This is a genomic window from Bacillus solimangrovi (genome assembly GCF_001742425.1).
GTDB classification, from domain to species: Bacteria; Bacillota; Bacilli; order Bacillales; family Bacillaceae_N; genus Bacillus_AV; species Bacillus_AV solimangrovi.
In genome coordinates this window covers 1-21,050 of record NZ_MJEH01000020.1, presented here as the reverse complement: position 1 = coordinate 21,050, position 21,050 = coordinate 1, and the positions used below count along the sequence as shown (strand labels likewise).

24 protein-coding genes are annotated in these 21,050 nt (G+C 34.7%); 19 read left to right on the top strand and 5 right to left on the bottom strand.

The window, feature by feature from the left end; translation table 11 throughout:
• Positions 1-168: 168 nt before the first annotated feature.
• The 3 genes from BFG57_RS08325 (at position 169) to fumC (ending at position 2,886) form a co-directional block, all read left to right on the top strand.
• A complete protein-coding gene (locus BFG57_RS08325; RefSeq protein ID WP_069717027.1) occupies positions 169-720 on the top strand; it encodes a hypothetical protein in 552 nt (183 codons plus the stop codon).
• Between the two features lie 110 nt (positions 721-830).
• Positions 831-1,250, top strand: a complete 420-nt coding sequence (locus BFG57_RS08320) for a universal stress protein (RefSeq protein WP_069717026.1) — start codon at positions 831-833, stop codon at positions 1,248-1,250.
• A 244-nt stretch (positions 1,251-1,494) separates the two neighbouring features.
• On the top strand, positions 1,495-2,886 hold the full coding sequence (gene fumC, locus BFG57_RS08315) for a class II fumarate hydratase (RefSeq protein WP_069717025.1): 1,392 nt from the start codon (positions 1,495-1,497) through the stop codon (positions 2,884-2,886).
• A gap of 161 nt (positions 2,887-3,047) precedes the next feature.
• Here the strand turns inward: fumC and BFG57_RS08310 are convergent, their stop codons facing one another.
• The gene (locus BFG57_RS08310) at positions 3,048-3,266 is read right to left on the bottom strand and encodes an alpha/beta-type small acid-soluble spore protein (protein ID WP_069717024.1); all 219 of its coding nucleotides are present in this window, start codon (positions 3,264-3,266) and stop codon (positions 3,048-3,050) included.
• Positions 3,267-3,568: 302 nt separating this feature from the next.
• On the opposite strand from BFG57_RS08310, the gene BFG57_RS08305 reads away from it, so the two are divergent.
• The 5 genes from BFG57_RS08305 to BFG57_RS08285 all read left to right on the top strand — a co-directional run bounded on the left by BFG57_RS08305 (position 3,569) and on the right by BFG57_RS08285 (position 6,918).
• Positions 3,569-3,820, top strand: coding sequence for a hypothetical protein (locus tag BFG57_RS08305; RefSeq protein ID WP_069717023.1), 252 nt, complete (start codon positions 3,569-3,571; stop codon positions 3,818-3,820).
• A 66-nt stretch (positions 3,821-3,886) separates the two neighbouring features.
• Positions 3,887-4,729, top strand: coding sequence for a transporter substrate-binding domain-containing protein (locus BFG57_RS08300; RefSeq protein WP_069717022.1), 843 nt, complete (start codon positions 3,887-3,889; stop codon positions 4,727-4,729).
• Positions 4,730-4,819: 90 nt separating this feature from the next.
• The gene (locus tag BFG57_RS08295; RefSeq protein WP_069717021.1) at positions 4,820-5,503 is read left to right on the top strand and encodes an amino acid ABC transporter permease; all 684 of its coding nucleotides are present in this window, start codon (positions 4,820-4,822) and stop codon (positions 5,501-5,503) included.
• A gap of 15 nt (positions 5,504-5,518) precedes the next feature.
• Positions 5,519-6,262: an amino acid ABC transporter ATP-binding protein gene (locus BFG57_RS08290; protein ID WP_069717020.1), complete on the top strand. Its 744-nt coding sequence runs from the start codon at positions 5,519-5,521 to the stop codon at positions 6,260-6,262.
• A gap of 395 nt (positions 6,263-6,657) precedes the next feature.
• Complete coding sequence (locus BFG57_RS08285) at positions 6,658-6,918, top strand: metal-sensitive transcriptional regulator (protein ID WP_069717019.1); 261 nt, start codon at positions 6,658-6,660, stop codon at positions 6,916-6,918.
• Positions 6,919-7,038: 120 nt separating this feature from the next.
• On the opposite strand, the gene BFG57_RS18340 is transcribed toward BFG57_RS08285, so the two are convergent.
• Together BFG57_RS18340 and BFG57_RS08280 are read right to left on the bottom strand one after the other, a co-directional pair.
• A complete protein-coding gene (locus BFG57_RS18340; RefSeq protein ID WP_175428302.1) occupies positions 7,039-7,215 on the bottom strand; it encodes a hypothetical protein in 177 nt (58 codons plus the stop codon).
• Between the two features lie 60 nt (positions 7,216-7,275).
• On the bottom strand, positions 7,276-7,485 hold the full coding sequence (locus tag BFG57_RS08280) for a DUF5342 family protein (RefSeq protein WP_069717018.1): 210 nt from the start codon (positions 7,483-7,485) through the stop codon (positions 7,276-7,278).
• Between the two features lie 207 nt (positions 7,486-7,692).
• On the opposite strand from BFG57_RS08280, the gene BFG57_RS08275 reads away from it, so the two are divergent.
• From BFG57_RS08275 to purU, 7 genes are all read left to right on the top strand, one after another.
• A complete protein-coding gene (locus BFG57_RS08275; protein ID WP_069717017.1) occupies positions 7,693-8,829 on the top strand; it encodes a DUF445 domain-containing protein in 1,137 nt (378 codons plus the stop codon).
• A 146-nt stretch (positions 8,830-8,975) separates the two neighbouring features.
• On the top strand, positions 8,976-9,329 hold the full coding sequence (locus BFG57_RS08270; RefSeq protein ID WP_069717016.1) for a YlbF/YmcA family competence regulator: 354 nt from the start codon (positions 8,976-8,978) through the stop codon (positions 9,327-9,329).
• A gap of 464 nt (positions 9,330-9,793) precedes the next feature.
• Positions 9,794-10,657: a Cof-type HAD-IIB family hydrolase gene (locus tag BFG57_RS08265; RefSeq protein WP_069717015.1), complete on the top strand. Its 864-nt coding sequence runs from the start codon at positions 9,794-9,796 to the stop codon at positions 10,655-10,657.
• A gap of 210 nt (positions 10,658-10,867) precedes the next feature.
• Positions 10,868-12,370, top strand: a complete 1,503-nt coding sequence (locus BFG57_RS08260; protein WP_069717014.1) for a coproporphyrinogen III oxidase — start codon at positions 10,868-10,870, stop codon at positions 12,368-12,370.
• A 117-nt stretch (positions 12,371-12,487) separates the two neighbouring features.
• Positions 12,488-13,579, top strand: a complete 1,092-nt coding sequence (locus tag BFG57_RS08255; RefSeq protein ID WP_069717013.1) for a CaiB/BaiF CoA transferase family protein — start codon at positions 12,488-12,490, stop codon at positions 13,577-13,579.
• Positions 13,580-13,607: 28 nt separating this feature from the next.
• Positions 13,608-14,381 carry an enoyl-CoA hydratase gene (locus BFG57_RS08250; RefSeq protein WP_069717048.1) on the top strand — a complete coding sequence of 258 codons (774 nt, stop codon included), beginning with the start codon at positions 13,608-13,610 and terminating at the stop codon, positions 14,379-14,381.
• Positions 14,382-14,606: 225 nt separating this feature from the next.
• Positions 14,607-15,509 (top strand): formyltetrahydrofolate deformylase, encoded by a 903-nt coding sequence (gene purU / locus BFG57_RS08245; RefSeq protein ID WP_069717012.1) that lies wholly within the window; start codon positions 14,607-14,609, stop codon positions 15,507-15,509.
• A gap of 55 nt (positions 15,510-15,564) precedes the next feature.
• On the opposite strand, the gene BFG57_RS08240 is transcribed toward purU, so the two are convergent.
• Together BFG57_RS08240 and BFG57_RS18580 are read right to left on the bottom strand one after the other, a co-directional pair.
• Positions 15,565-15,750, bottom strand: coding sequence for a YhzD family protein (locus BFG57_RS08240; RefSeq protein ID WP_069717011.1), 186 nt, complete (start codon positions 15,748-15,750; stop codon positions 15,565-15,567).
• A 350-nt stretch (positions 15,751-16,100) separates the two neighbouring features.
• Positions 16,101-16,244 carry a YuzL family protein gene (locus BFG57_RS18580; protein WP_139125090.1) on the bottom strand — a complete coding sequence of 48 codons (144 nt, stop codon included), beginning with the start codon at positions 16,242-16,244 and terminating at the stop codon, positions 16,101-16,103.
• Positions 16,245-16,923: 679 nt separating this feature from the next.
• Here BFG57_RS18580 and BFG57_RS08235 point away from each other — a divergent pair.
• From BFG57_RS08235 to BFG57_RS08220, 4 genes are all read left to right on the top strand, one after another.
• On the top strand, positions 16,924-18,129 hold the full coding sequence (locus BFG57_RS08235; protein ID WP_069717010.1) for an MFS transporter: 1,206 nt from the start codon (positions 16,924-16,926) through the stop codon (positions 18,127-18,129).
• A 123-nt stretch (positions 18,130-18,252) separates the two neighbouring features.
• On the top strand, positions 18,253-19,197 hold the full coding sequence (yhaM, locus tag BFG57_RS08230) for a 3'-5' exoribonuclease YhaM (RefSeq protein WP_069717009.1): 945 nt from the start codon (positions 18,253-18,255) through the stop codon (positions 19,195-19,197).
• 212 nt (positions 19,198-19,409) lie between these two features.
• The gene (locus BFG57_RS08225; protein ID WP_069717008.1) at positions 19,410-20,687 is read left to right on the top strand and encodes an MDR family MFS transporter; all 1,278 of its coding nucleotides are present in this window, start codon (positions 19,410-19,412) and stop codon (positions 20,685-20,687) included.
• A gap of 63 nt (positions 20,688-20,750) precedes the next feature.
• On the top strand, positions 20,751-20,942 hold the full coding sequence (locus BFG57_RS08220; protein ID WP_069717007.1) for a sporulation YhaL family protein: 192 nt from the start codon (positions 20,751-20,753) through the stop codon (positions 20,940-20,942).
• Positions 20,943-21,050 lie beyond the last annotated feature (108 nt).

Sequence of the window (21,050 nt, the reverse complement as noted above, 5' to 3'; positions counted from 1 at the left end):
TATCAATTAGCCGATATTAAATTATACAGGTAGTTGAGAAGTATTGTCTCTATAAATGCCTTTGTAATGATAAAATGGTAGATTTATAATGAAATGTAAAGGAAAATTATTAATATAAGTAATCATTATAATTTTCAATTTATAAGTTTGGTGGAGGAGGAACTAGGGATGCACCAACATTCAAGCACACTGTCAATGTTTTTGACATTGGCAAGTTTCATTCTAGGAGCAATTGGTTTTGTATTCGGTTATTTTTTTATGATTAGTGATATTCAAATTGGAATCTTGATGTTAGTTATGACAGCTATGTTTTCGATTATCTTATATGCATTAAGTAGAATGGTATTAATGTTAGGGGAAATAAAAGCTTCATTACAATCCTCTCCTACATATCCAAATATTAAAGAATATATTGCTCCAGAAGAAGAAACGATTGATTCCTCTTCTAATACAGAGGACATAGAAGGTCAAGAGTGGTCGTTAAAAGAAGAAGAAAGAGCAAGTATTTATTTATTTTATGAAAACATCAATAAAAAGATTGAAGACATCATTGTAACACCGTACCATAAGTATTGTGTAGTGAAAGCAGAGGATTTTATCGATGTAGTTGAACTTATTGAGGGGCAACCAATTACGATGACACGTAGTCAAGTTGAGGAAATTCCAGCATTAAGAAAATGGATTCAGGATGAATTGTTTACTTCAAAAGAAGTATCTTAGTGCTAAAATGCTTGTTCAACAATATGTGATTCTTTGCGCTAAGAACATTAGAATTTGAAAGTAACTAAAAAGTAAAAGTTAATATTATTAGAAGTGGATGGTGTTTCGAAGTGTTTAAAAAGATATTATTAGCTACAGACGGTTCATCTCATGCAATCAAAGCAGCAGAAAAAGCAGTTGGAATTGCACAGCAAAATGATGATGCAACAGTTGAAATAATCTATGTTGTTGATGCCACAACGGTTAAGAATGAAGTTCTACACCATTGGGATGCACTAGACATTCATGAATCAAGAAAGAATAAATTTATGCAAACAGAAGAAATGTTTGAAGAAGCAGGTATTTCATATAAGTTGCGTAGAGAATACGGTGATGCAGGTGACAAAATAGTCCGAATTGCAAATGATGAAGGATTCGATTTAGTTGTTGTAGGCAGTAGAGGGTTAAATGCACTTCAAGAAATGGTACTTGGTAGTGTTAGTCATAAAATTGCACAACGTGTTGAAAGTCCAGTTTTAATTGTAAAATAAAAAAATTTTTTCAATAATAAAATGATGAATAATGCAGTTTTTCAAGTAGTTATAATTGGTCATTTTTCTTACTATAATGTTATTGTAGCTTCCATATTAAAATTAATTTCCGATCTATGCGTTTCGTGAATAACGCATAGATTTTTTTATTAACTTATAAAATCTATTTTCAAGTGTGTTTAGCCATTGATTAGAAAGGTTAGAACATAGGTATAACACTTATAAACGAAAATAGGGGGCATATATGGATTATCGAATTGAGCGTGATACATTAGGCGAAATGAAGGTACCGATTGATAAGTTATGGGGAGCACAAACAGAGCGAAGTCGTGAGAACTTTCAAATTGGACAAGAATTGATGCCGATAGAAGTAATTCGTGCAATGGCCATCTTAAAAAAGAGTGCAGCAATAGTGAACGTTTCCTTAGCAAATTTAGAGCAAGATAAGGCTAATGCAATTATGAATGCAGCTGATGAAATTATAGAAGGAAAGTTAGATGAGCACTTTCCATTAAAAGTGTGGCAAACGGGTAGTGGAACGCAAACAAATATGAATGTTAATGAAGTGATATCAAGAAGAGGTAATGAGTTATTAATTGAGAACGGAAGTGATCTACGTCTACATCCCAATGATGATGTAAACCGTTCACAAAGCTCGAATGATACTTTCCCAACAGCAATGCATATTGCTGGAGTTATGGCAATTGAAAATCAGCTTCTACCATCTCTAAAAAAATTACATTGTACATTGCAAAAGAAAAGCAATGACAATGAAGATATTATAAAAATTGGCCGTACACATCTTCAAGATGCAACACCTTTAACGTTAGGTCAGGAAATAAGTGGTTGGGTACGAATGCTCGAAAAAAGTCAAAAAATGATTACGGATAGTTTGAAAATGATGAAAGAACTTGCAATCGGTGGTACAGCAGTCGGCACAGGAATCAATGCTCATCCTCAGTTTGGAGAAGAGATATCGAATGAAATTAGTAAGTATACGAATATAATCTTTATATCTGCACAGAATAAATTCCATGCACTGACAAGCCATGATGAAATGGTTTATGTACACGGAGCACTAAAGGCATTGTCAGCAGACTTAATGAAAATTGCGAATGATGTTCGTTGGTTAGCAAGTGGACCAAGGTGTGGTATTGGGGAATTAACGATTCCTGCAAATGAACCTGGAAGTTCAATTATGCCTGGTAAGGTTAACCCTACACAGAGTGAAGCAATGACAATGGTGGCAACTCAGATAATGGGCAATGATACAACAATTGGATTTGCAGCAAGCCAGGGGAATTTTGAATTAAATGTTTTTAAGCCGGTGATTATTTATAATTTTTTGCAATCTGTTCAGTTGGTATCTAATTCTCTTATTTCATTCAATGATAAGTGTGCAGAAGGTATTGAGCCAAATGAGGTACAAATTAAGCAACATCTGAATGATTCGTTAATGCTTGTTACAGCGCTAAATCCTCATATTGGATATGAAAAAGCTGCAGAAATTGCAAAGCTTGCTCACAAGCATGGATTGACATTAAAAGAAGCGAGTATAAAAATTGGATACTTATCAGCAGAACAATTTGATAAGCTTGTCGATCCTACAAAAATGACATATCCAAATAAATTATAAAGTAAAAACTCAGATCAAAATCCCTATATTTTTAAAAAAGGTAACTATTATATTACATTCAACATAACTAATGCTATTAATAAAAAATCTTGGATGATTTAAGATAACGTAACCCCCCAAGCTTTTTACTTGGGGGGTGTTATGCCATTGTTATTTAGTTGTTATTGTTGTTGACCGTAGCCACCCATTTGTTGCTCAGCCATTTGAACGAGACGTTTTGTAATCTCTCCACCTACAGAACCATTTGCACGAGAAGTTGCATCAGGTCCTAATTGAACACCAAATTCTTGAGCGATTTCGTATTTCATTTGATCAATAGCTTGTTGTACACCAGGTACGACTAACTGATTTGAACTGTTGTTATTTGATTGTGCTTGCATTATTGTCCACTCCTTTGTGAATAAATTACTAAAATGGTTGGGTCTTCTGGAATCGAACCAGTTAGACAAATATATCGTCTGCTACCTAGCATTGACCCATTGGTGTGTTGCTTTGTTAGTACTTATAATGCCTCTTCATAGAAAAGCTATTCTGTTAATTTATGGCCATTAAGGAAGTCTCAATAACGTATACATATTATGTGCCCTTGGAGAAAATGAATGAAGGAGAGATACGTACAGTGCTGTTCTAAGTGAAGGAATCTTAGTAGTGAAGTTCCTTTTAATAGAAAGGAGTTGTTCCAATGGCATTATGTCCACTTTGTAATCAATTTCGAAGTATCTCCGTATATTGTTCAAGTTGTAAGGTGACTATGCAGGACAAAGGAAGAATAATGGATTATTTTGATGATTATAGTGCGTATTTATCCATTGATATGTTGAAAATGTCTGATGGAATCACAGAAGATTTAGAAAAAGAACAATGTCCCCATCTCTTTTACTGTCCATCATGCAATCGTGAAAAAGTTCATTTAATTACAGAAGAAAATAATTGACGAGCGGGTTTTACCGTGTTAATATCCTTAATACCGAGTAAAATAGTCAGAAAAGAGGGGTTTTAAATGAAGGCACGTAATATGCTTTTTGGATTTGTAGCAATGATTCTTATTATTCTTGCAGGATGTGGTGCAGGAGAAACTGAACAAAGTTCAGAAGTTAATGAAACACCAAGTGCATGGGAAAAGATTGAAGAGTCAGGCAAAATTGTAGTAGGGACTGAGGGTACATATTTCCCAGTAACATATGTAGATCAAGAAACAAAAGAGTTAACAGGTTTTGATGTAGAAGTTGTTAGAGAATTAGCGAGCAGACTTGGTATTGAGGCTGAGTTTAAAACTATGGAATTTGACGGAATTTTACCAAGCTTACGTTCTGGAACAATTGACTTAGCAGCGAATGATTTTACAGTAACTCCTGAACGTGAAGAGAAGTTTCTTTTTACAGAGCCGTATAAGTATTCGTATGGTTCAGCGATTGTACGAGAAGAAGATAACTCAGGTATTTTCTCTACAGAGGATTTAGAGGGTAAGAAAACTGGTGGCTCTGTTACAAGTAACTATGCTGACTTCGCTCGTAATAATGGTGCAGAAGTTGTTGCTTATTCAGGAACAGACGGTATTCTTAACGATATTTTAATTGGTCGAATTGATGCTTACTTAAATGATCATCTTGTTTTACTACAAGAAATTGAGAGATACAACCGTCCAGGTCTAAAAGTAGCGGAAGATGTGAAATATGAACCTAATGTTGGCGCATTTGTAATGGTAAAAGGAAACACTGAAGTAAAGGAAAAGTTAGATAGCGTAATTCAAGAGATGCGTGAAGATGGAACAATTAAAGAGATCGCATTGAAATTCTACGGTGCAGATGTTTCAAATCCTGTAGAACTAGAAGAAACTAAATAATAACTCAGAAAAGGAATCATTATGATTCCTTTTCTTTTAAACATCCAAATACTCTAGGGAGCATAATTGAATAGGAATGAGGTGAAAGAGATGTCGGATTTTAAATTTGAGTATCTGTTTAATATCGAATTAGTTTTAGAGTCACTTCCATATATTTTACAAGGTGCTTGGTATACAATACTTATATCAATTGTTAGTATGTTTATTGCACTTATATTAGGACTTTTTATCGCTTTAGCAAGGTTATCAAAAATGCCTCTTCTTTCATGGCCAGCAAGAATTTATATTTCTTTCATGCGAGGAACTCCGTTATTAGTGTTGTTATTCATTTTATATTTTGGTTTACCTATGGTTGGGATTGAACTTGAGCCAATTACTGCTGCGATCATCGGAATTAGTATTCATTTTGCAGCATATGCAGCTGAGGTCATTCGTTCATCTATTCTATCAGTGCCAAAAGGACAATGGGAAGCAGCTGAGACATTAAGAATGTCTTATTGGCAAACGATGCGTCGAATTATTTTGCCACAAGCTGTTCGAATTGCATTACCTCCATTATCTAGTATTTTTATGGATATTATCAAAGGTACATCACTTACGATGGTCATTACTGTTCCTGATCTATTCTATCGAGCAAAGGTGATTGCAGGACAAACATATGAGAGTTTGACTATGTACATTTTAGTTGCACTTATATACTGGGGAATTTGTACAGTTATCACTATTGCTCAAGATTATCTTGAAAAACGTCACAATCGTTATGTGCAATCGTGAAAGGTTGGGATATAAATGATATCAATTGAAGGGTTAAGTAAGAAGTTCGGTGATAACGAAGTGTTGCGCTCAATTGATTTTAATGTTGGTAAAGGTGAAGTTGTATGCTTAATCGGTCCATCAGGCTCAGGTAAGACAACTTTATTGAGGTGTTTGAATTTGTTGGAAGACCCAACGAAGGGTAAGATCACAGTTGGTGATGTTTCATTAACATTTTCGAATAGAGCAGCAAGTAAGAAAGATAAGGAAGCAATTCGTCAATATTCGGGCATGGTATTTCAACACTTTCATTTGTTTCCACATAAAACGGTTATAGAGAACTTAATTGAAGCCCCACTTGTAGTACAAAAGCGTAATAAGACACAATTGATTGAAGAAGCAGAGAGGTTGCTTGAGAAGGTTGGTTTAACCTCACAGCGTGATCAGTATCCAGACGAGTTATCTGGAGGTCAGAAGCAACGTGCTGCTATTGCAAGAATGTTAATGATGAAGCCTGAAGTTCTTTTATTTGATGAACCAACATCTGCTTTGGACCCAGAATTGATAGGTGAAGTTTTGTCAGTAATAAAAGACCTTGCTTCTGAGGGACAAACGATGATTATTGTTACCCATGAAATGGCTTTTGCACGTGATGTAGCTGATCGAGTTGTGTTCATGGCAGACGGTTATGTAGTTGAAGATGCACATCCTGAAGTCATGTTTACTGCTCCTAAGGAAGCAAGAACGAGACAATTTCTTAGTAAGATGATTAATCAATAACCTCTATTTATAATTACATGTCTATCAATAAGAATTTTCCTTTAAGACAAGAAAAACGTTAAGAAGATTTAATTAATGAACGAGTTTGGTTTGCAATGTATAATAATTTCAGACAGATTTTGTGTGAAAGTAGCGAATAATACGGTATAATCCATATACGGTATAGGGCATATATGATTAGTTTTAATGATAAGAAAGTCAAGCAATTACAGAAGTCTAATATCAGGTTCAAACAGTTTGAGTTCAACTATTTATCTGATAAGAAGAACAACCTTCTTCCCAAGGATCTGGAAGCTCATTACCATAATAAAGATGCTTGTCTATTTCTTATATAATATAAAGTAAAAGACCTTATTTATTACAGAAATAAGATTATTCTAAAGAGGTGAAGAGAATTGGAATATCCTCGAGATATGAAGAATCGTCTAAAGAGAATTGAAGGACAAATTCGTGGTGTATTAAGAATGATGGAAGAAGAGAAAGACTGTAAAGATGTCATTACGCAATTATCAGCAGCTCGCTCTGCGGTTGATCGGACAATTGGTTATGTTGTTGCAAAGAATCTTGAGGCATGTATTCGTGCACAAACAGAAAAAGGCGAAAGTGCAGATGATGTTATTAAAGAAGCTGTTCAAATGATTGTGAAGAGTCGCTAGATAACACAAGTCACTTCTTAATATGAAATTGAGCTACGTTAAGTTTATTGGTAAAACAAACCATCAATTGGAGATGAATGAATACTCCTATTGATGGTTTGTTTTATTTTTTGCTTTAAGTTAACATTTTGCTGGAGGATCTTCATGAAGTGGGAGATCAGATGATTCTTCAATTTGTGCTAAAGGATAACGATTAACGACCATTCCTCCAGCTAATCCTTCATTAAGCATGCGGTCGTAATCGAGAAATGCCTCACGTCGTCCTTCATACTCAAGATCATTTCGTTCTTTATCCATGATTATCCCTCCTCAGCTATTAGTTTGAGGTCGGTAAGTCGTTATTATGAATAGTAAAAATTACTTTTCTTCATATACGTGAAATAACATTAATTCGTGAAGGTGTGATTGCAGATATTCTTTCTTATCATTCTCAGGCGCGGGTTCATACCATTCAACTTCACCGTTACGATGATATAGTCCACTATAACGCGTTTTTTTATAAAAAAATGAGAAGCTCCAACCTGCTAAATCCTTATTACGTTCTTTATATTGAAAATGTGAAATCAATTTGTTGTGCCTCCTATATTCTCTAGAGTTTGACCTTAATAACCTATATATAACTTAACATAAATTTCATATTCTCTCATAAGCTGTTACGGAATATTTTTTGTTATGAGTGGAAGTGAAATTGTACATAATTGTATAGAAGATGACTCTATCAACAAATACTGGTATCATTAGAATGATATACATTCAAATGGAAGGTAGATGACGATGGAGTTTTTTGCGTTAATCGCATTTATGGCAATAATTGGTGCAGTTATTGGTGGGTTTACAAATTCATTGGCAATTAAAATGCTTTTTCGCCCATATAAGCCAATCTATATAGGGAAAAAGCGTTTACCTTTTACTCCTGGGTTGATTCCAAAACGCAGAGAAGAACTAGCTGTGCAACTTGGTCGAATGGTTGTTGAGCATTTGTTAACACCAGAAAGTATTCGACGTAAATTCTCTGATAAGGCATTCATGATGGGTATGGTAGATTGGGCACAAAATGAAGTGCTTCGCTTTATGAGAAAAGAAAAAACAATTAAAGAATGGATAGAAAGCTTTGGTGTAAAGAAAGTTTCTGAGAAAATTGAAGGAAAGCTTGAGTTGTTTGTGGAAGAAAGTTACGAGAGGACTTTGGGTGAATTAAGAAGTAAAACGATCTCTAACGTAATGCCAGAACAGTTACTCAAGAAAGCAGAGGGGAAAATACCACACGTTACAGAGTATATTCTTAATAAAGGATTAACTTATTTTGAGAGTGATGAGGGTTATGAGAAGCTTCGCGAAATGATGGAAGCATTCTTGCAAAATCAAGGGAAACTAGGCAATATGATTTCAATGTTTGTAGATAATGAAACGCTCGTTCGGAAAGTCCAGCCAGAAGTTGTAAAATTCTTAAGCCATGATACAACAAAGGGCACATTAGAAAGCCTATTGAAGAAAGAATGGGAGAAGGTACAAACTTGGCCAATTTCAAAGGTTGAAGAAGTGATAGGGAAAGAGAATGTGATTGATTTTCTAAATAATCAAATTAAAAAGCACTTACCTATTCAAGAATGGTTAAATAAACCTGTCTATTCATTTCTTCATAACTATGAACAACATATTTTAGAAGTAATTGTGCCAAAGCTTGTCGAAATGACAGGAGAGTTTGTTGCTGACAGAATAGAACAAATGATGGAGCGTCTACATTTGGAAGACATCGTTAAAGAACAGGTTGAGTCTTTCTCAGTAGAACGTTTGGAGGAAATGGTTCTATCTATTTCAAAACGTGAATTTAAGATGATAACTTATCTAGGTGCGTTATTAGGAGGCATTATTGGTATCGTTCAAGGTTTCATTGTTCTCCTGGTTCGATAAATATTGAAATTGTACTGAAAAGTTACTATTCATTTGATATAGTGTGTAAGTGAAGCTCTTTCATAGATAAAAAATTGTAGTGTTTTTTGCAATTGTTTTATAATAAGTGCTAATAAGCAAAGAAATAATATGTGGAGGGATTATTAATGGCAAATGTTTATGATGCAGCATATGAGTTAGAAAAAGCAGTTCGTGAAAGTGATGATTTTCAAGAATTAAAAGCAGTTTACGCAGAAGTGAACGAAGATGAATCAGCAAGAACAATGTTCGAAAACTTCCGTAATATTCAACTTGATCTTCAACGCAAACAAATGCAAGGTGAAGAAATTACAGAGGAAGAAGTGCTAAAGGCACAACAAGTTGTGGAACTTGTTCAACAGCATGAGAAAATTTCGAAGTTAATGGAAGTTGAACAACGCATGAGTTTAGTTGTAAATGAATTAAATAAAATCATTATGAAACCACTTGAAGAACTATATGGTGCACCAGAAGAAGCATAAAACCAATCAACCCCTACTGATGTAGGGGTTTTTTGATAATTAAATTTAATAACTTATCTCAGGTTTCTTTTATAAATATGTAAAGTAATAAAAGAGGAAGCAATACTATCACTGACTCGTCATTTTCTACAAAAATTTTATACAAGCTATAGATAGAAAATAAAACAATGAAAGATACGAATATGGGTTTTTGCATCAATACGTTCATATCCTCTCAAAAAGGTATGTAATTATTACGAGTTATTTTGGGGTTTGTAATAAGCACCTTTTATTACATGTTAATTATCACTAATAAATTCATTAAAATAGTACACTAAGTATAAATAGAAGATAACCGTTCTTCCGCAATATTTGCAGCTAAACTTTATTATACTCTTCTTCTGAAAGCTTGGTTCTATTTAATTCATCCTTTACATAAGTTTGAAGTAAAGCACACCTAAGTATTTCAATAAGGAGAGGATTATATGATATATCGGCTATTAGCTATAAATATTGATGGCACTTTATTAAGGTCCAATGGCCGCTTATTACGCGTATCGAAAGAAGCAATTGAATTTGTAAAAAATAAAGATGTATATGTGACACTCGTAACGAGTCGGAATTTTTCATCAGCTAAAAAAGTTGCAAAGGCATTAAAACTTGATTCTTTGTTAATTACACATAGTGGTGCGATTGTTGGATCTTCTCTAGATAACCTTGTATTTGCAAGACATATTGAGGAAGAACAGACATTTAATGTCGTACAAGTACTCGAAAGTTTTAATTGTCACATCCGATTATTGAATGAAAGGTACTCGATTGGAAATCAGATAAAAAGAAAGAATAACTTAATTGCCAAAACTGTGCTCGGAACAGGTGACCCGTTATTTTATCCAATACAATTTGTTGACTCATTAAGTGATAATCTTCGTGATCACCCTGTTTCAACACCTAAAATAGACGTTCATTTCACTGAACCAGAGGAAATGAAAGAGGTTGCACATTTATTAACTGAAAGGTTTCCTGAATTTTCAACTAATGTTGTGAATGCAAATAAGTTAGAAATTACTACTCTAAATGTCTCAAAATTAAATGGTTTACAAGTACTTGGTGAACAGCTTGGTATATCATTGGATGAGATGGTTGTGATAGGTGATGGGATTGATGATATACCAATGATTTCTAATGTTGGCTTAGGAGTAGCAATGGGTAATGCTTCAACAGAAGTCAAAATGGTGGCAGATTGGGTAACAAGAAGTAACGACCAAAATGGGTTAGCTTATATGGTAAAGGAACATTTTCGAAAGCAAATGAACGTAAAACAAGTGAAGGAAAATATGAGATCGTAAATCGTGAAAATAAACTTATCGATATTAAATAAACATTGAAGTACTTAATGTAATTTGCAAAAACTAAAAAAAGCAATGACTGTCAAAACAAAACGACAGTCATTGCTTTTTTTAATAGATATAGTTACTTGACCTTTCTAATATTGACGACTTGTTTTCTTATCCATTACACTGTAAAAGATATTGAGCGTGGAAAAGTAGGTGACTAATATGAAGATATTGATTAAAGGCTTGAATGAAATATTCGAGCGAAATATAGAGGCAGTAACAAAATTATTCTTTGAGGAACCAATTTTAGTTTTTGATAAAGATGAACAAGCAGATTTGAAGGTATCCTTTGATTGGCAAGGTGAGAAAGAAGTGAATTTATCAGCTGTGTTGGATAGTCAGTTAGATAAGAAGCACTTTAACAGTGAATACCCTGCCCCGATTAATGTTGATATAGATGATAAAGAAAACAGAAAACGATTAAAGCATGTTGTGAACTTTGTCTATTTAAAATTACTCCAACAGTATACAAACGTAACTCAGCCTTGGGGCACATTAACAGGTATTCGACCAACAAAGCTTCTTCATCAAATGCTTCAAAATATGCCTCTAGAGCAAGCACATCGGCAATTGAAAGACAATTATTTGATTACGAATGAGAAGATTAACCTAATGCAAAAAATTGTCGATAGACAGCTTGCAGTAATTCCTGATTTATATGAAGTATCAAACGAAATCAGCATCTATATAGGAATCCCATTTTGCCCAACAAAGTGTGCGTATTGCACATTTCCTGCCTATGCAATCAATGGACGACAAGGTTCTGTTGATGGATTTTTAGCTGGCTTACATTATGAAATTGAAGAAACGGGCAAGTGGTTAAAAGAAAACAATATCAAGATTACAACGATCTACTTTGGTGGTGGAACACCAACGAGTATTTCAGCAGTTGAGATGGATAGCTTGTATGAAACGATGTATCGTTCGTTTCCACATATGGAGCATGTACGAGAAGTTACAGTAGAGGCAGGTAGGCCAGATACCATTACAACTGATAAGCTTAATGTATTGAAGAAATGGAATATCGATCGCATCAGTATTAATCCACAAAGCTATACACAAGAAACATTAAAGGCAATCGGTCGTCATCATACGGTAGAAGAAACGATTGAAAAGTTTTGGCTTGCTCGTGAAATGGGCATGAATAACATTAATATGGATTTAATTATTGGTTTACCAGGTGAAGGTGTAGAGGAATTTGAAAATTCATTGATAGAGACGGAAAAATTGATGCCTGAATCATTAACGGTGCATACTTTGTCATTCAAACGAGCATCGGAAATGACAAAAAATAAGGAAAAATACAAAGTTGCTGACCGAGATGAGATTACTGAAATGATGAAAATGTCTTCCGATTGGACAGATGAAAAGGGTTATGCACCTTATTATTTATATCGCCAAAAGAATATTCTCGGTAATTTAGAAAATGTAGGTTATGCTTTGCCACAGCAAGAGAGCTTATATAACATTTTAATTATGGAAGAGCAGCAAACGATCTTAGGACTAGGATGTGGAGCTGCGAGTAAGTTTGTAGATCCGACTACAAGAAAAATTACACGCTTTGCAAATCCAAAAGAGCCAAAAGCATACAACGAAACATTTATTGAAACGACACATGAAAAATTAAATAGATTAGCACAAATTTATAAAAATAACACCTTGTAGTCAATGAGGTGTTATTTTTATATAATATTTAAGTGAATTTTCAAAAAAATAAAGCAGGAATTCTACCTTTTATATGGAATAAAATAATAGGCGAATGGAAGAGGGGGAATGGAATCGTTGTTGAAAGGATTACGTGTGCTAGATTTTTCTCATTATATACCAGGTCCATATGCTACGATGCGCCTTGCAGACTTAGGTGCAGAAGTCGTTAAAGTTGAACCATTAACAGGTGATTTAGCTCGAAATGCTAGTGGGATTAAAGAAGAGAGTGGTATTGTATTTGATGCGAATAATCGTAATAAGAAGAGCATAACTGTAAACCTTAAAACGAATGAAGGTGTACATCGGATAAAGGAGTTGGTGAAAGAAGCAGATGTAGTTGTTGAAAGCTTTCGTCCAGGTGTGATGACGAAGTTAGGAGTTGGATATGAGCAAGCAAAAAAAATTAATCCAACACTTATTTATTGTTCATTGTCTGGTTATGGTCAAGAAGGCTCATTAGCACATTTAGGTAGTCATGATTTGAACTATATGGCTCTATCAGGGTTGCTTTCACAGATGAAAGATAAGGAAGGTCGTCCGATTCACCCCACACTTACATTTGCTGACTTAGTTGGTGGTCTTGCTGCAAGTGAAGGTATTCTTGCTGCACTTGTACGACGAGAAAGAGAAGAAAAAGGGGCATATGTAGACGCAGCATTGTTAGATAGTGTGATAGGTTTCATGAATATTCATGAGCTGCTCGTGAAACGAACAGGAAAGAAAACGGGGATGTCTCTGTTGGATGGCACTGTTGTTTGTTATGGAATCTATGAAACAAAAGATGCGCGTTATGTAAGTCTCGCTGCACTAGAACCAAAGTTTTGGAATAATTTCTGTGAAGCGGTAGATCGGATAGAGTGGAAGGGTTATCAGTTTACAAAAGCGATAGATGATGAAGAATTTTATGAAAATATGAAAAAGTTGTTCATGGAAAAGACGATGGAAGAATGGGCTAAGTTAGGGAAGCGATATGATTGTTGTTTAACTCCTGTGTTAGAGCCAGGAGAATTAAACTCTTTTTCATATTGTACTGAGCGAATGCTCATTCATAATGTGAATCCACAACTATTATATGTAGCCACTCGATTAGAAACAAACTTGAAAGAAGCTAACATTCCTCCTACATTAGGGATGAATAATGAAATGGTTTTCAGTAATCAAATATAAATTTAATAATAAAGAGGAGCGAGTATTAATGAGTGAACAAACTGTTTTATATAAAGAAGAAGGACGTATTGGTATCTTAACATTAAATCGACCTAAATCATTAAATGCACTAAATATGGACATGTTAGAAGAATTAAATAGTGTTCTCGAACAAGTAAAGGAAAGTCCAATCGATGTCTTAATTGTTACTGGTAATGGAAGCGCATTCAGTGCTGGTGGAGATTTGAAAATGATGTTAAGCAAAGAAGGCTTAGAAGGTCATAACGATGTTATGAACTTAATTAATGGAATCGTGTTATCATTGTTCAATTTACCGAAGCTTGTCATTAGTGCGGTGAATGGACCAGCGGCAGGACTTGGCTTTAGCCTTGCATTAGCTGCAGATAAAGTAATTGCTTCTAATTCAGCGATTCTTGCGATGAACTTCATAGATATTGGTTTAGTCCCTGATGGAGCGGGTCATTTCTTCTTGAAACAGCGTATGAACGCAACACAAGCAAAACAGTTTATTTGGGAAGGTAAGAAGATGCCTGCATTAGAAGCACAAGAAAGAGGTTTAGTTGATGACCTTGCTGACGATGCACTTGAGGCGGCGTTAGATCTAGCTAAGAAACTGACATACAAACCTACAAAAGCAATGATTGAAACGAAGCTGCTTTATGCGAACTTAATGAAAGATGAGTTGGCGCAAGTATTAGAAGTTGAAAAAATAAGTCAGTTAAAGATGAGACATTCAGCAGATCACCGCGAAGGTGTTCAAGCATTTTTAGAAAAACGTATGCCACAATTTAAAGGTCAATAAAATAAAGCCACCTATCCTTTTGATGGGTGGCTTTGCAATGCTAATAGAAAAAATTACATAGTCAAAAGTGTCTAACTGTTAGAGAAACTGATTCAACCAAAAGAGAATAGTTGGCTTTGACCAATCTTAAGAAAAAAATTTAGAAAGATGAAAAATAATTACGTTCTATGTTATAATAAGCGATAAAATTTCACATACAACAAGACATTTTGGAGGACGTGAATTATGAGTCAGTTTAGACAGAAACGTATTGAATGGTTTAAAGAAAAAAATAAAAATCGAGCTCGATTGTTAATTGGTTGTGCCGATCAACCTGGAATTGTTTCATCAGTTTCTACATTTCTATTTGAACAAGGTGCAAATATTGTTGAATCGAGTCAATATACAACAGACCCAGAAGGTGGAATGTTCTTTCTAAGGATTGAGTTTGAAATTGATAACTTAGAATCACGTGAAGGAGAAATTGAGGAAGCATTCACACAAATTGCTGAGCGCTTTTCAATGGATTGGCGAATTAGCTATGCCTATCATATTAAGAAGATGGCTATCTTTGTATCAAAAGAAGAACATTGTTTGCTTGAGTTGTTATGGGAGTGGCAAGCTGGTGAACTTATGGCAGACATCTCACTTGTCATTAGTAACCATGAGGTGATGAGGGATACGGTAGAATCGTTGCAGATTCCATACTACTATACACCAGTCACGAAAGAAACAAAGCAAGAAGTTGAGCAACGTCATCTTGATCTATTAGAAGAACAAGAGATCGATCTCATTGTTCTTGCACGATATATGCAAATTCTTTCTCCAAATTTTGTTTCAAAACATCCTAATCAAATTATTAACATTCATCATTCTTTCTTGCCGGCATTTGTTGGAGCAAAACCATATGATCGTGCATATGAGCGTGGGGTAAAGTTAATCGGAGCTACTTCACATTATGTAACAGATGATTTAGATGAAGGTCCGATTATTGAGCAAGACGTTGAACGTGTTAACCATAAGGATAAAGCAGATGATTTAAAACGAATAGGTCGTCATATCGAACGTTCGGTACTTGCAAGAGCTGTAAAATGGCATCTTCAAGATAGAGTTATCGTTCATGGAAATAAAACAATTGTATTTGAATAATTGTTAATACAATAAGAAAAGCAGCTCTAGAGTAGGCTGCTTTTCTTATTGTAAATTATGGATGGAAGAGAATAAGCTTTCCACTGGGAGAGACACATCGATAAGAGTTATCTAACAAGTTTTGGCTAGTTAGCTTTTGCTCTCCAGTATGTTTTGCATTATCATCATTTGATGCTTCAAATGATTCATTTAATAATGTTTCACCATTTTTATTAAAGGCAGTTAAGTAGTAAGTCTTCATCACAAATTCTCCCTTCACGCTAACAAATCTGTATATAGCTTATTATACTATATTTTCGAGAAGATTCAGAGAATTTACACAAAAAATATTATGGTGCGATAAAAATGCGGTAGCTGTCTTCGAATAGCTTATGTAAACGTTATAAAAATTTAAACTGAGAGTTATTATTTAAGTTTAACTCAATATTAACTGATTGAAGGAAGTTTTTCTTCAGCATATATTAACTGATGCTAAGACTAAAAGAAGTTTAATTGGAAGAGCAAGAGGAAGTAATTATATGATTGATTTAACTAATCATCAGTGGGGAGGGAGAAAAACCGCCACTGATGAAAGTATCTTTTAATAAGTAATTAATCTCTTTTAAATTGTTGATTGTTAGACGATTGACGAAACGGCTCATCACGAAGTTGTTTGTTTTGTCCGGGGTTCTTTGGACCTTCAACACTTGCTGCACTAATTCCAGTTTTACTAGGGTTTTTCTTTTGACGTGCCATTATGCTCACCTCCTACTAGTATCTTTTCCGAATTGGTGTAGATTACCCTTTGCTTCTTTGAAGAAATAGATTTTTTATATAAAATAATTAGCAAATATTAACATTTGGATGTCATTTGCTTAAGGTCATATAAAAATTTGATAAGTGGTTTATCTATTGGCTATCTTCTCACCACTATGTCTTATACTTGTCGCAAAAGGTCAGGTATTTTATGTTTTTCTGATTGAGTGAAGGTTAATTTGATTGCATAAGATTAATGATTTCGTTAGTGACGAGACAAATATTTTGCTATAATGGATTATATTGTAGATGTTTAGGTCTACATAGAGAGGTTAGCCAGCATTGAATGATGGTGCGAAGATCCCCATATTAAAGCATTGGATTGATAATACAGTATGTGGCGGAGATGAAGAAAAACTTAAACTAATGTAAGTTTTACTTTACATAATTTCTTATTTGAATAAAAAGATGCAGCGAAAGGCTGCATCTTTTTATTCAATAAATAAAGTTAGCGATGTGTAATTTTAATATGGAAAATTTGAAAGTGAAAGCAGTTCTTACTCGTAAAGAGATAGTATTAGAATGAGTTATACGTTGTTTGTTTTAATACATATACATTGGAAATCAAAAAAATTTATGTTTACTCCAAAGAAAATCATGTACAGGAGGGATGAGAAGGATGAAGCATATGAAAGGTCCTTTGACACTCTTAATGTTAAACCTTTTTATTATAATGGTTGGGATTGGTTTGGTTATTCCTATCCTTCCGTTTTATGTAGAAGAGTATGGTGCTAATGCACGAACATTAGGGATGCTTATTGCAGTATTTTCTTTTATGCAATTTCTATTCGCACCAGTATGGGGAAGAGTATCAGATAAAGTTGGCCGTAAACCGCTTATTACACTCGGGTTATTTGGGTTCGCCATAGCAGAATTCATTTTTGCATTTGCAACTGACCTATGGATGTTATTTGCTTCAAGGATTTTAGCAGGGACATTTGGTTCAGCACTAATGCCAACAGCTATGGCATATGTGTCTGATATCACAACACCAGAAAAGCGTGGACAAGGTATGGGAATGATGGGAGCCGCTATGGGGTTGGGTATTGTTGTAGGGCCTGGAATTGGAGGATGGCTTGCTGATGAAATTTCACTTTCGGCACCATTTCTGTTGGCAGGTATCGTTGCAGTAATTGCAGGTACTGTGTCAGTATTTGCATTGCCTGAGTCTTATACGAAAGAAATGAGAAAGAGAGACGCACTGGAAAATACAGAAGAACAAACAAATCAATTCATACAAATGTATCATGCTTTGAAGAGTCCAGTCGGTTTCTTATTAGTCCTTGTTTTTATTATGAGTTTTGGTTTAGCAAACTTCCAATCCATTTTTGGATATTATACGAAGGATCGTTATCATTATAATCCTTCTGAAGTTGGAACAATCATTTTGATTACTGGATTAATTGGGACAATTATTCAAGGTGGTGTTGTTGGAAGGTTAATTAGTAAGTTTGGTGAGGAGCGAGTTGTTACAGGCTCTTTACTTCTAAGTGCATTTGGTTTTGTCATTATGACACTAGCTTTTAATTTCATAACTGTACTTATTACGACAGCTACTTTCTTTATCGGAAACTCCATTTTACGTCCATCATTAAATTCATTTATTTCCAAGTTAGCAGGTCGACGTCAAGGGATGGTTATGGGACTGAACAATTCTTTTTTAAGTTTAGGTAATGTTGCCGGACCACTCGTTGCAGGAACACTTTATGAGATTAATTTGCATATCCCTTATTTATTAGGCGCATGTGTGATGTTGTTCGGACTTGTTGCGACAAAGATTTGGATTGTAAGGAAAGAAAAACAAACGAATGTACAACCTCAATGATTGTTTTGTATACATCTAGATGTCAGAATAAACGCTTAGAGTGGGAAAGTTCTGTGCTATACTATATGTACTTATTATCATGGTTAAAAAAAACGTTATTTCCTTGTATAAGGAGGATGAACAATGGATAAAGGGATTACATATCTTAGTGTAGGGGAAACATTTGACGGTTATCTATTAGTTAAATCATCAACAAAAGGAACAGCAAGTAATGGAAAACCGTTTCTTACGTTGATTTTTCAAGATAAGAGTGGGGATATAGAAGCAAAGTTATGGGATGCTTCACCAGAAAATGAGGCGGCATATAGTGCTGAAGCAATTGTAAGGGTTGTTGGTGATATCCAGAATTATCGCGGACGTATGCAGTTGAAAATACGTAATATACGTATAGTCAATGAGCAAGATAATGTTAATCTTTCTGATTTTCTTGAAAGAGCACCGCTTTCTATTGAAGAAATGGGCGAGAAAGTAAGTAGTTATATTTTTGAAATGAAAAACTCAAATATCCAGCGTATAACAAGATTCTTAGTAAAAAAACATCAGGAGAGCTTCTTCAAGTACCCTGCAGCAACTAAAAATCATCATGAGTTTGTCTCAGGTCTAGCTTACCATGTAGTGTCAATGTTAGACTTAGCGAAAGCAATTGGTTCGTTGTATCCAAGTTTAGATAAGGATCTATTATATGCAGGTGTAATTTTACATGATCTAGGTAAAGTAGTTGAGCTTTCAGGTCCACTCTCAACAGTATATACAATGGAAGGTAAGCTACTTGGTCATATAACGATTATGGTGAATGAAATCGCTCAAGCGGCTAAAGAACTAGAGATATCGAGTGAAGAAGTAACAGTTTTACAACATATGGTATTAAGTCATCACGGAAAAGAAGAGTGGGGTAGTCCGAAGAAACCCCTTATTAAAGAAGCGGAAATCCTTCATTTAATAGATAACGTTGATGCGAAGATGAACATGCTTGATCGATCATTAGAACGAGTAGAACCAGGGGAGTTTACAGAAAAAATCTTTGCAATGGATCAAAGGAGCTTTTACAAACCTACATTCCATAAATAATGTTATGTATTTTATAAAATTGAACAACCGTTCTTCATTCAAAACTTAAAATACATTAAGTTTTGAATGAAGAACGGTTTTGAACAATTGTAAATGATTTTAGAAGTGACAAAAATTCACTCTAATAGTTTATTAAGGAGCTGTCTTCATTAATTGAGAAGGCAGCTTTTTGTTTTTTTTAATAAGTTTTTTATTGAAGTGAGGAAATGAAAATGAAATGGAGAGACTGGGATCGAAATTTAAAAATTAGGTTATATGGAGAAGCGTTAGTTAATATTTGTTTTTGGGCATTTTTTCCGTTCATGGCTATTTACTTTTCAAATGAATTTGGTAAAGGTGTTGCAGGGGTATTACTCGTTCTTTCTCAAGTTGCGGGTGTTATAGCTAACTTAATAGGAGGTTATAGTGCGGATAAGTATGGGAGAAAGAACATGATGCTTCTTTCGATATTTTTGCAAGGAGGAGCGTTTACATTATTTGCATTAGCGAATTCTCCGTGGTATCAATCTCCGATCGTAACGTTTATTAGTTTTACGATCATAGGTGTATCAGGAGCAATATATTGGCCAGCAAGTCAAGCGATGGTTGCAGATGTGGTTGAAGAAAAAGATCGAAGTACAGTTTTTGCTGTATTTTACACAGCGTTAAACATTGCAGTCGTTATAGGTCCTATATTAGGAAGTTTATTCTTTTTTGATTATCGTTTTGAATTTCTCGTAACGGCGGCACTTGTTAACATTACGTTAGGATTTGTGATTATGAAGTATATTCGAGAAACGATGCCAGAAGATAGTACTTCTAAACAACTGAAATTAAGTTGGCATGAAGCAATGAAAGAACAGTTAAGGGATTACAAGGTTATCATGTACGACAAGGTTTTCTTTCTATTTATTATTGCAGGTATACTTGTCGCACAGACCTTTATGCAAATGGATGTATTAGTTGCCGTTTATATGACAGAAACGTTTCAGGATCAAGTGTTAGTGTCTTTTCGAGATTGGTCTTTTCTAGTTGATGGAGAGAGGGCATTTGGATTGATTATTGCAGAGAACGGGCTACTTGTAGCTCTTTTCACAGTAATTGTGACAAGGTGGATGACAAAATATCCTGATAGGAATGTGTTTATCGTTTCATCCCTTTTATATGGTGTAGGCATATTAATATTAGGATCAAATGGACATATTTGGGTTCTAATTGGAGCAATGGCAATATTCACATTTGCAGAACTAATGGTTGTTGGATTACAACAAGATTTTGTATCTCGTCTCGCCCCAGAACAAATGAGAGGAAAGTATTTTGCAGCCGCAAGTTTACGTTTTACAATCGGACGGACAATGGCTCCTATGTTTATCCCACTTACGTTATTAATTGGATATCAGTGGACATTCATCGTTTTGTTTCTCTTAACTCTCTTAAGTGCTGTACTATATGCGAGAATGTTCTATCTATTTGATAAGAAACAAAATTCATCACTCATGCAAGCAAATTAGTTCTATGATTATACGATTTCTCATAGAGTATAGAAAGGCTTGTCTAGAAGAGGAGTGAATAATATGGAAGCACTTCCGTGGTGGATTTATCTTGTCACAATTGGGATTGCATATAGTGGATATATGACGATAAAAACGACAAAGAAGGATGAAGAGATCGATCAACAATTTATCGAACGAGAAGGTGAGGTTTACATCAAAAGGATGGAGAGGGAACGAGAGAAAAGGAGAAAAGAACAGTCAGTTAAATTATAAGTAGAAGAAGCCCAGAAGGAGTGTGATATGCTCCCCCATAGGTAGACAGATTAAAAAATATAAATCTGACTGCTTATGGGGGAGTATTTATTATGTCCAAAAGATCTT

Coding starts and splice junctions, on each gene's coding strand:
- BFG57_RS08325 (WP_069717027.1), top strand. CDS start 169: ATGCACCAACATTCAAGCACACTGTCAATGTTTTTGACATTGGCAAGT.
- fumC (WP_069717025.1), top strand. CDS start 1,495: ATGGATTATCGAATTGAGCGTGATACATTAGGCGAAATGAAGGTACCG.
- BFG57_RS08310 (WP_069717024.1), bottom strand. CDS start 3,266: ATGCAAGCACAATCAAATAACAACAGTTCAAATCAGTTAGTCGTACCT.
- BFG57_RS08305 (WP_069717023.1), top strand. CDS start 3,569: ATGGCATTATGTCCACTTTGTAATCAATTTCGAAGTATCTCCGTATAT.
- BFG57_RS08300 (WP_069717022.1), top strand. CDS start 3,887: ATGAAGGCACGTAATATGCTTTTTGGATTTGTAGCAATGATTCTTATT.
- BFG57_RS08295 (WP_069717021.1), top strand. CDS start 4,820: ATGTCGGATTTTAAATTTGAGTATCTGTTTAATATCGAATTAGTTTTA.
- BFG57_RS08290 (WP_069717020.1), top strand. CDS start 5,519: ATGATATCAATTGAAGGGTTAAGTAAGAAGTTCGGTGATAACGAAGTG.
- BFG57_RS18340 (WP_175428302.1), bottom strand. CDS start 7,215: ATGGATAAAGAACGAAATGATCTTGAGTATGAAGGACGACGTGAGGCA.
- BFG57_RS08275 (WP_069717017.1), top strand. CDS start 7,693: ATGGAGTTTTTTGCGTTAATCGCATTTATGGCAATAATTGGTGCAGTT.
- BFG57_RS08270 (WP_069717016.1), top strand. CDS start 8,976: ATGGCAAATGTTTATGATGCAGCATATGAGTTAGAAAAAGCAGTTCGT.
- BFG57_RS08265 (WP_069717015.1), top strand. CDS start 9,794: ATGATATATCGGCTATTAGCTATAAATATTGATGGCACTTTATTAAGG.
- BFG57_RS08260 (WP_069717014.1), top strand. CDS start 10,868: ATGAAGATATTGATTAAAGGCTTGAATGAAATATTCGAGCGAAATATA.
- BFG57_RS08250 (WP_069717048.1), top strand. CDS start 13,608: ATGAGTGAACAAACTGTTTTATATAAAGAAGAAGGACGTATTGGTATC.
- purU (WP_069717012.1), top strand. CDS start 14,607: ATGAGTCAGTTTAGACAGAAACGTATTGAATGGTTTAAAGAAAAAAAT.
- BFG57_RS08240 (WP_069717011.1), bottom strand. CDS start 15,750: ATGAAGACTTACTACTTAACTGCCTTTAATAAAAATGGTGAAACATTA.
- BFG57_RS18580 (WP_139125090.1), bottom strand. CDS start 16,244: ATGGCACGTCAAAAGAAAAACCCTAGTAAAACTGGAATTAGTGCAGCA.
- BFG57_RS08235 (WP_069717010.1), top strand. CDS start 16,924: ATGAAGCATATGAAAGGTCCTTTGACACTCTTAATGTTAAACCTTTTT.
- yhaM (WP_069717009.1), top strand. CDS start 18,253: ATGGATAAAGGGATTACATATCTTAGTGTAGGGGAAACATTTGACGGT.
- BFG57_RS08225 (WP_069717008.1), top strand. CDS start 19,410: ATGAAATGGAGAGACTGGGATCGAAATTTAAAAATTAGGTTATATGGA.
- BFG57_RS08220 (WP_069717007.1), top strand. CDS start 20,751: ATGGAAGCACTTCCGTGGTGGATTTATCTTGTCACAATTGGGATTGCA.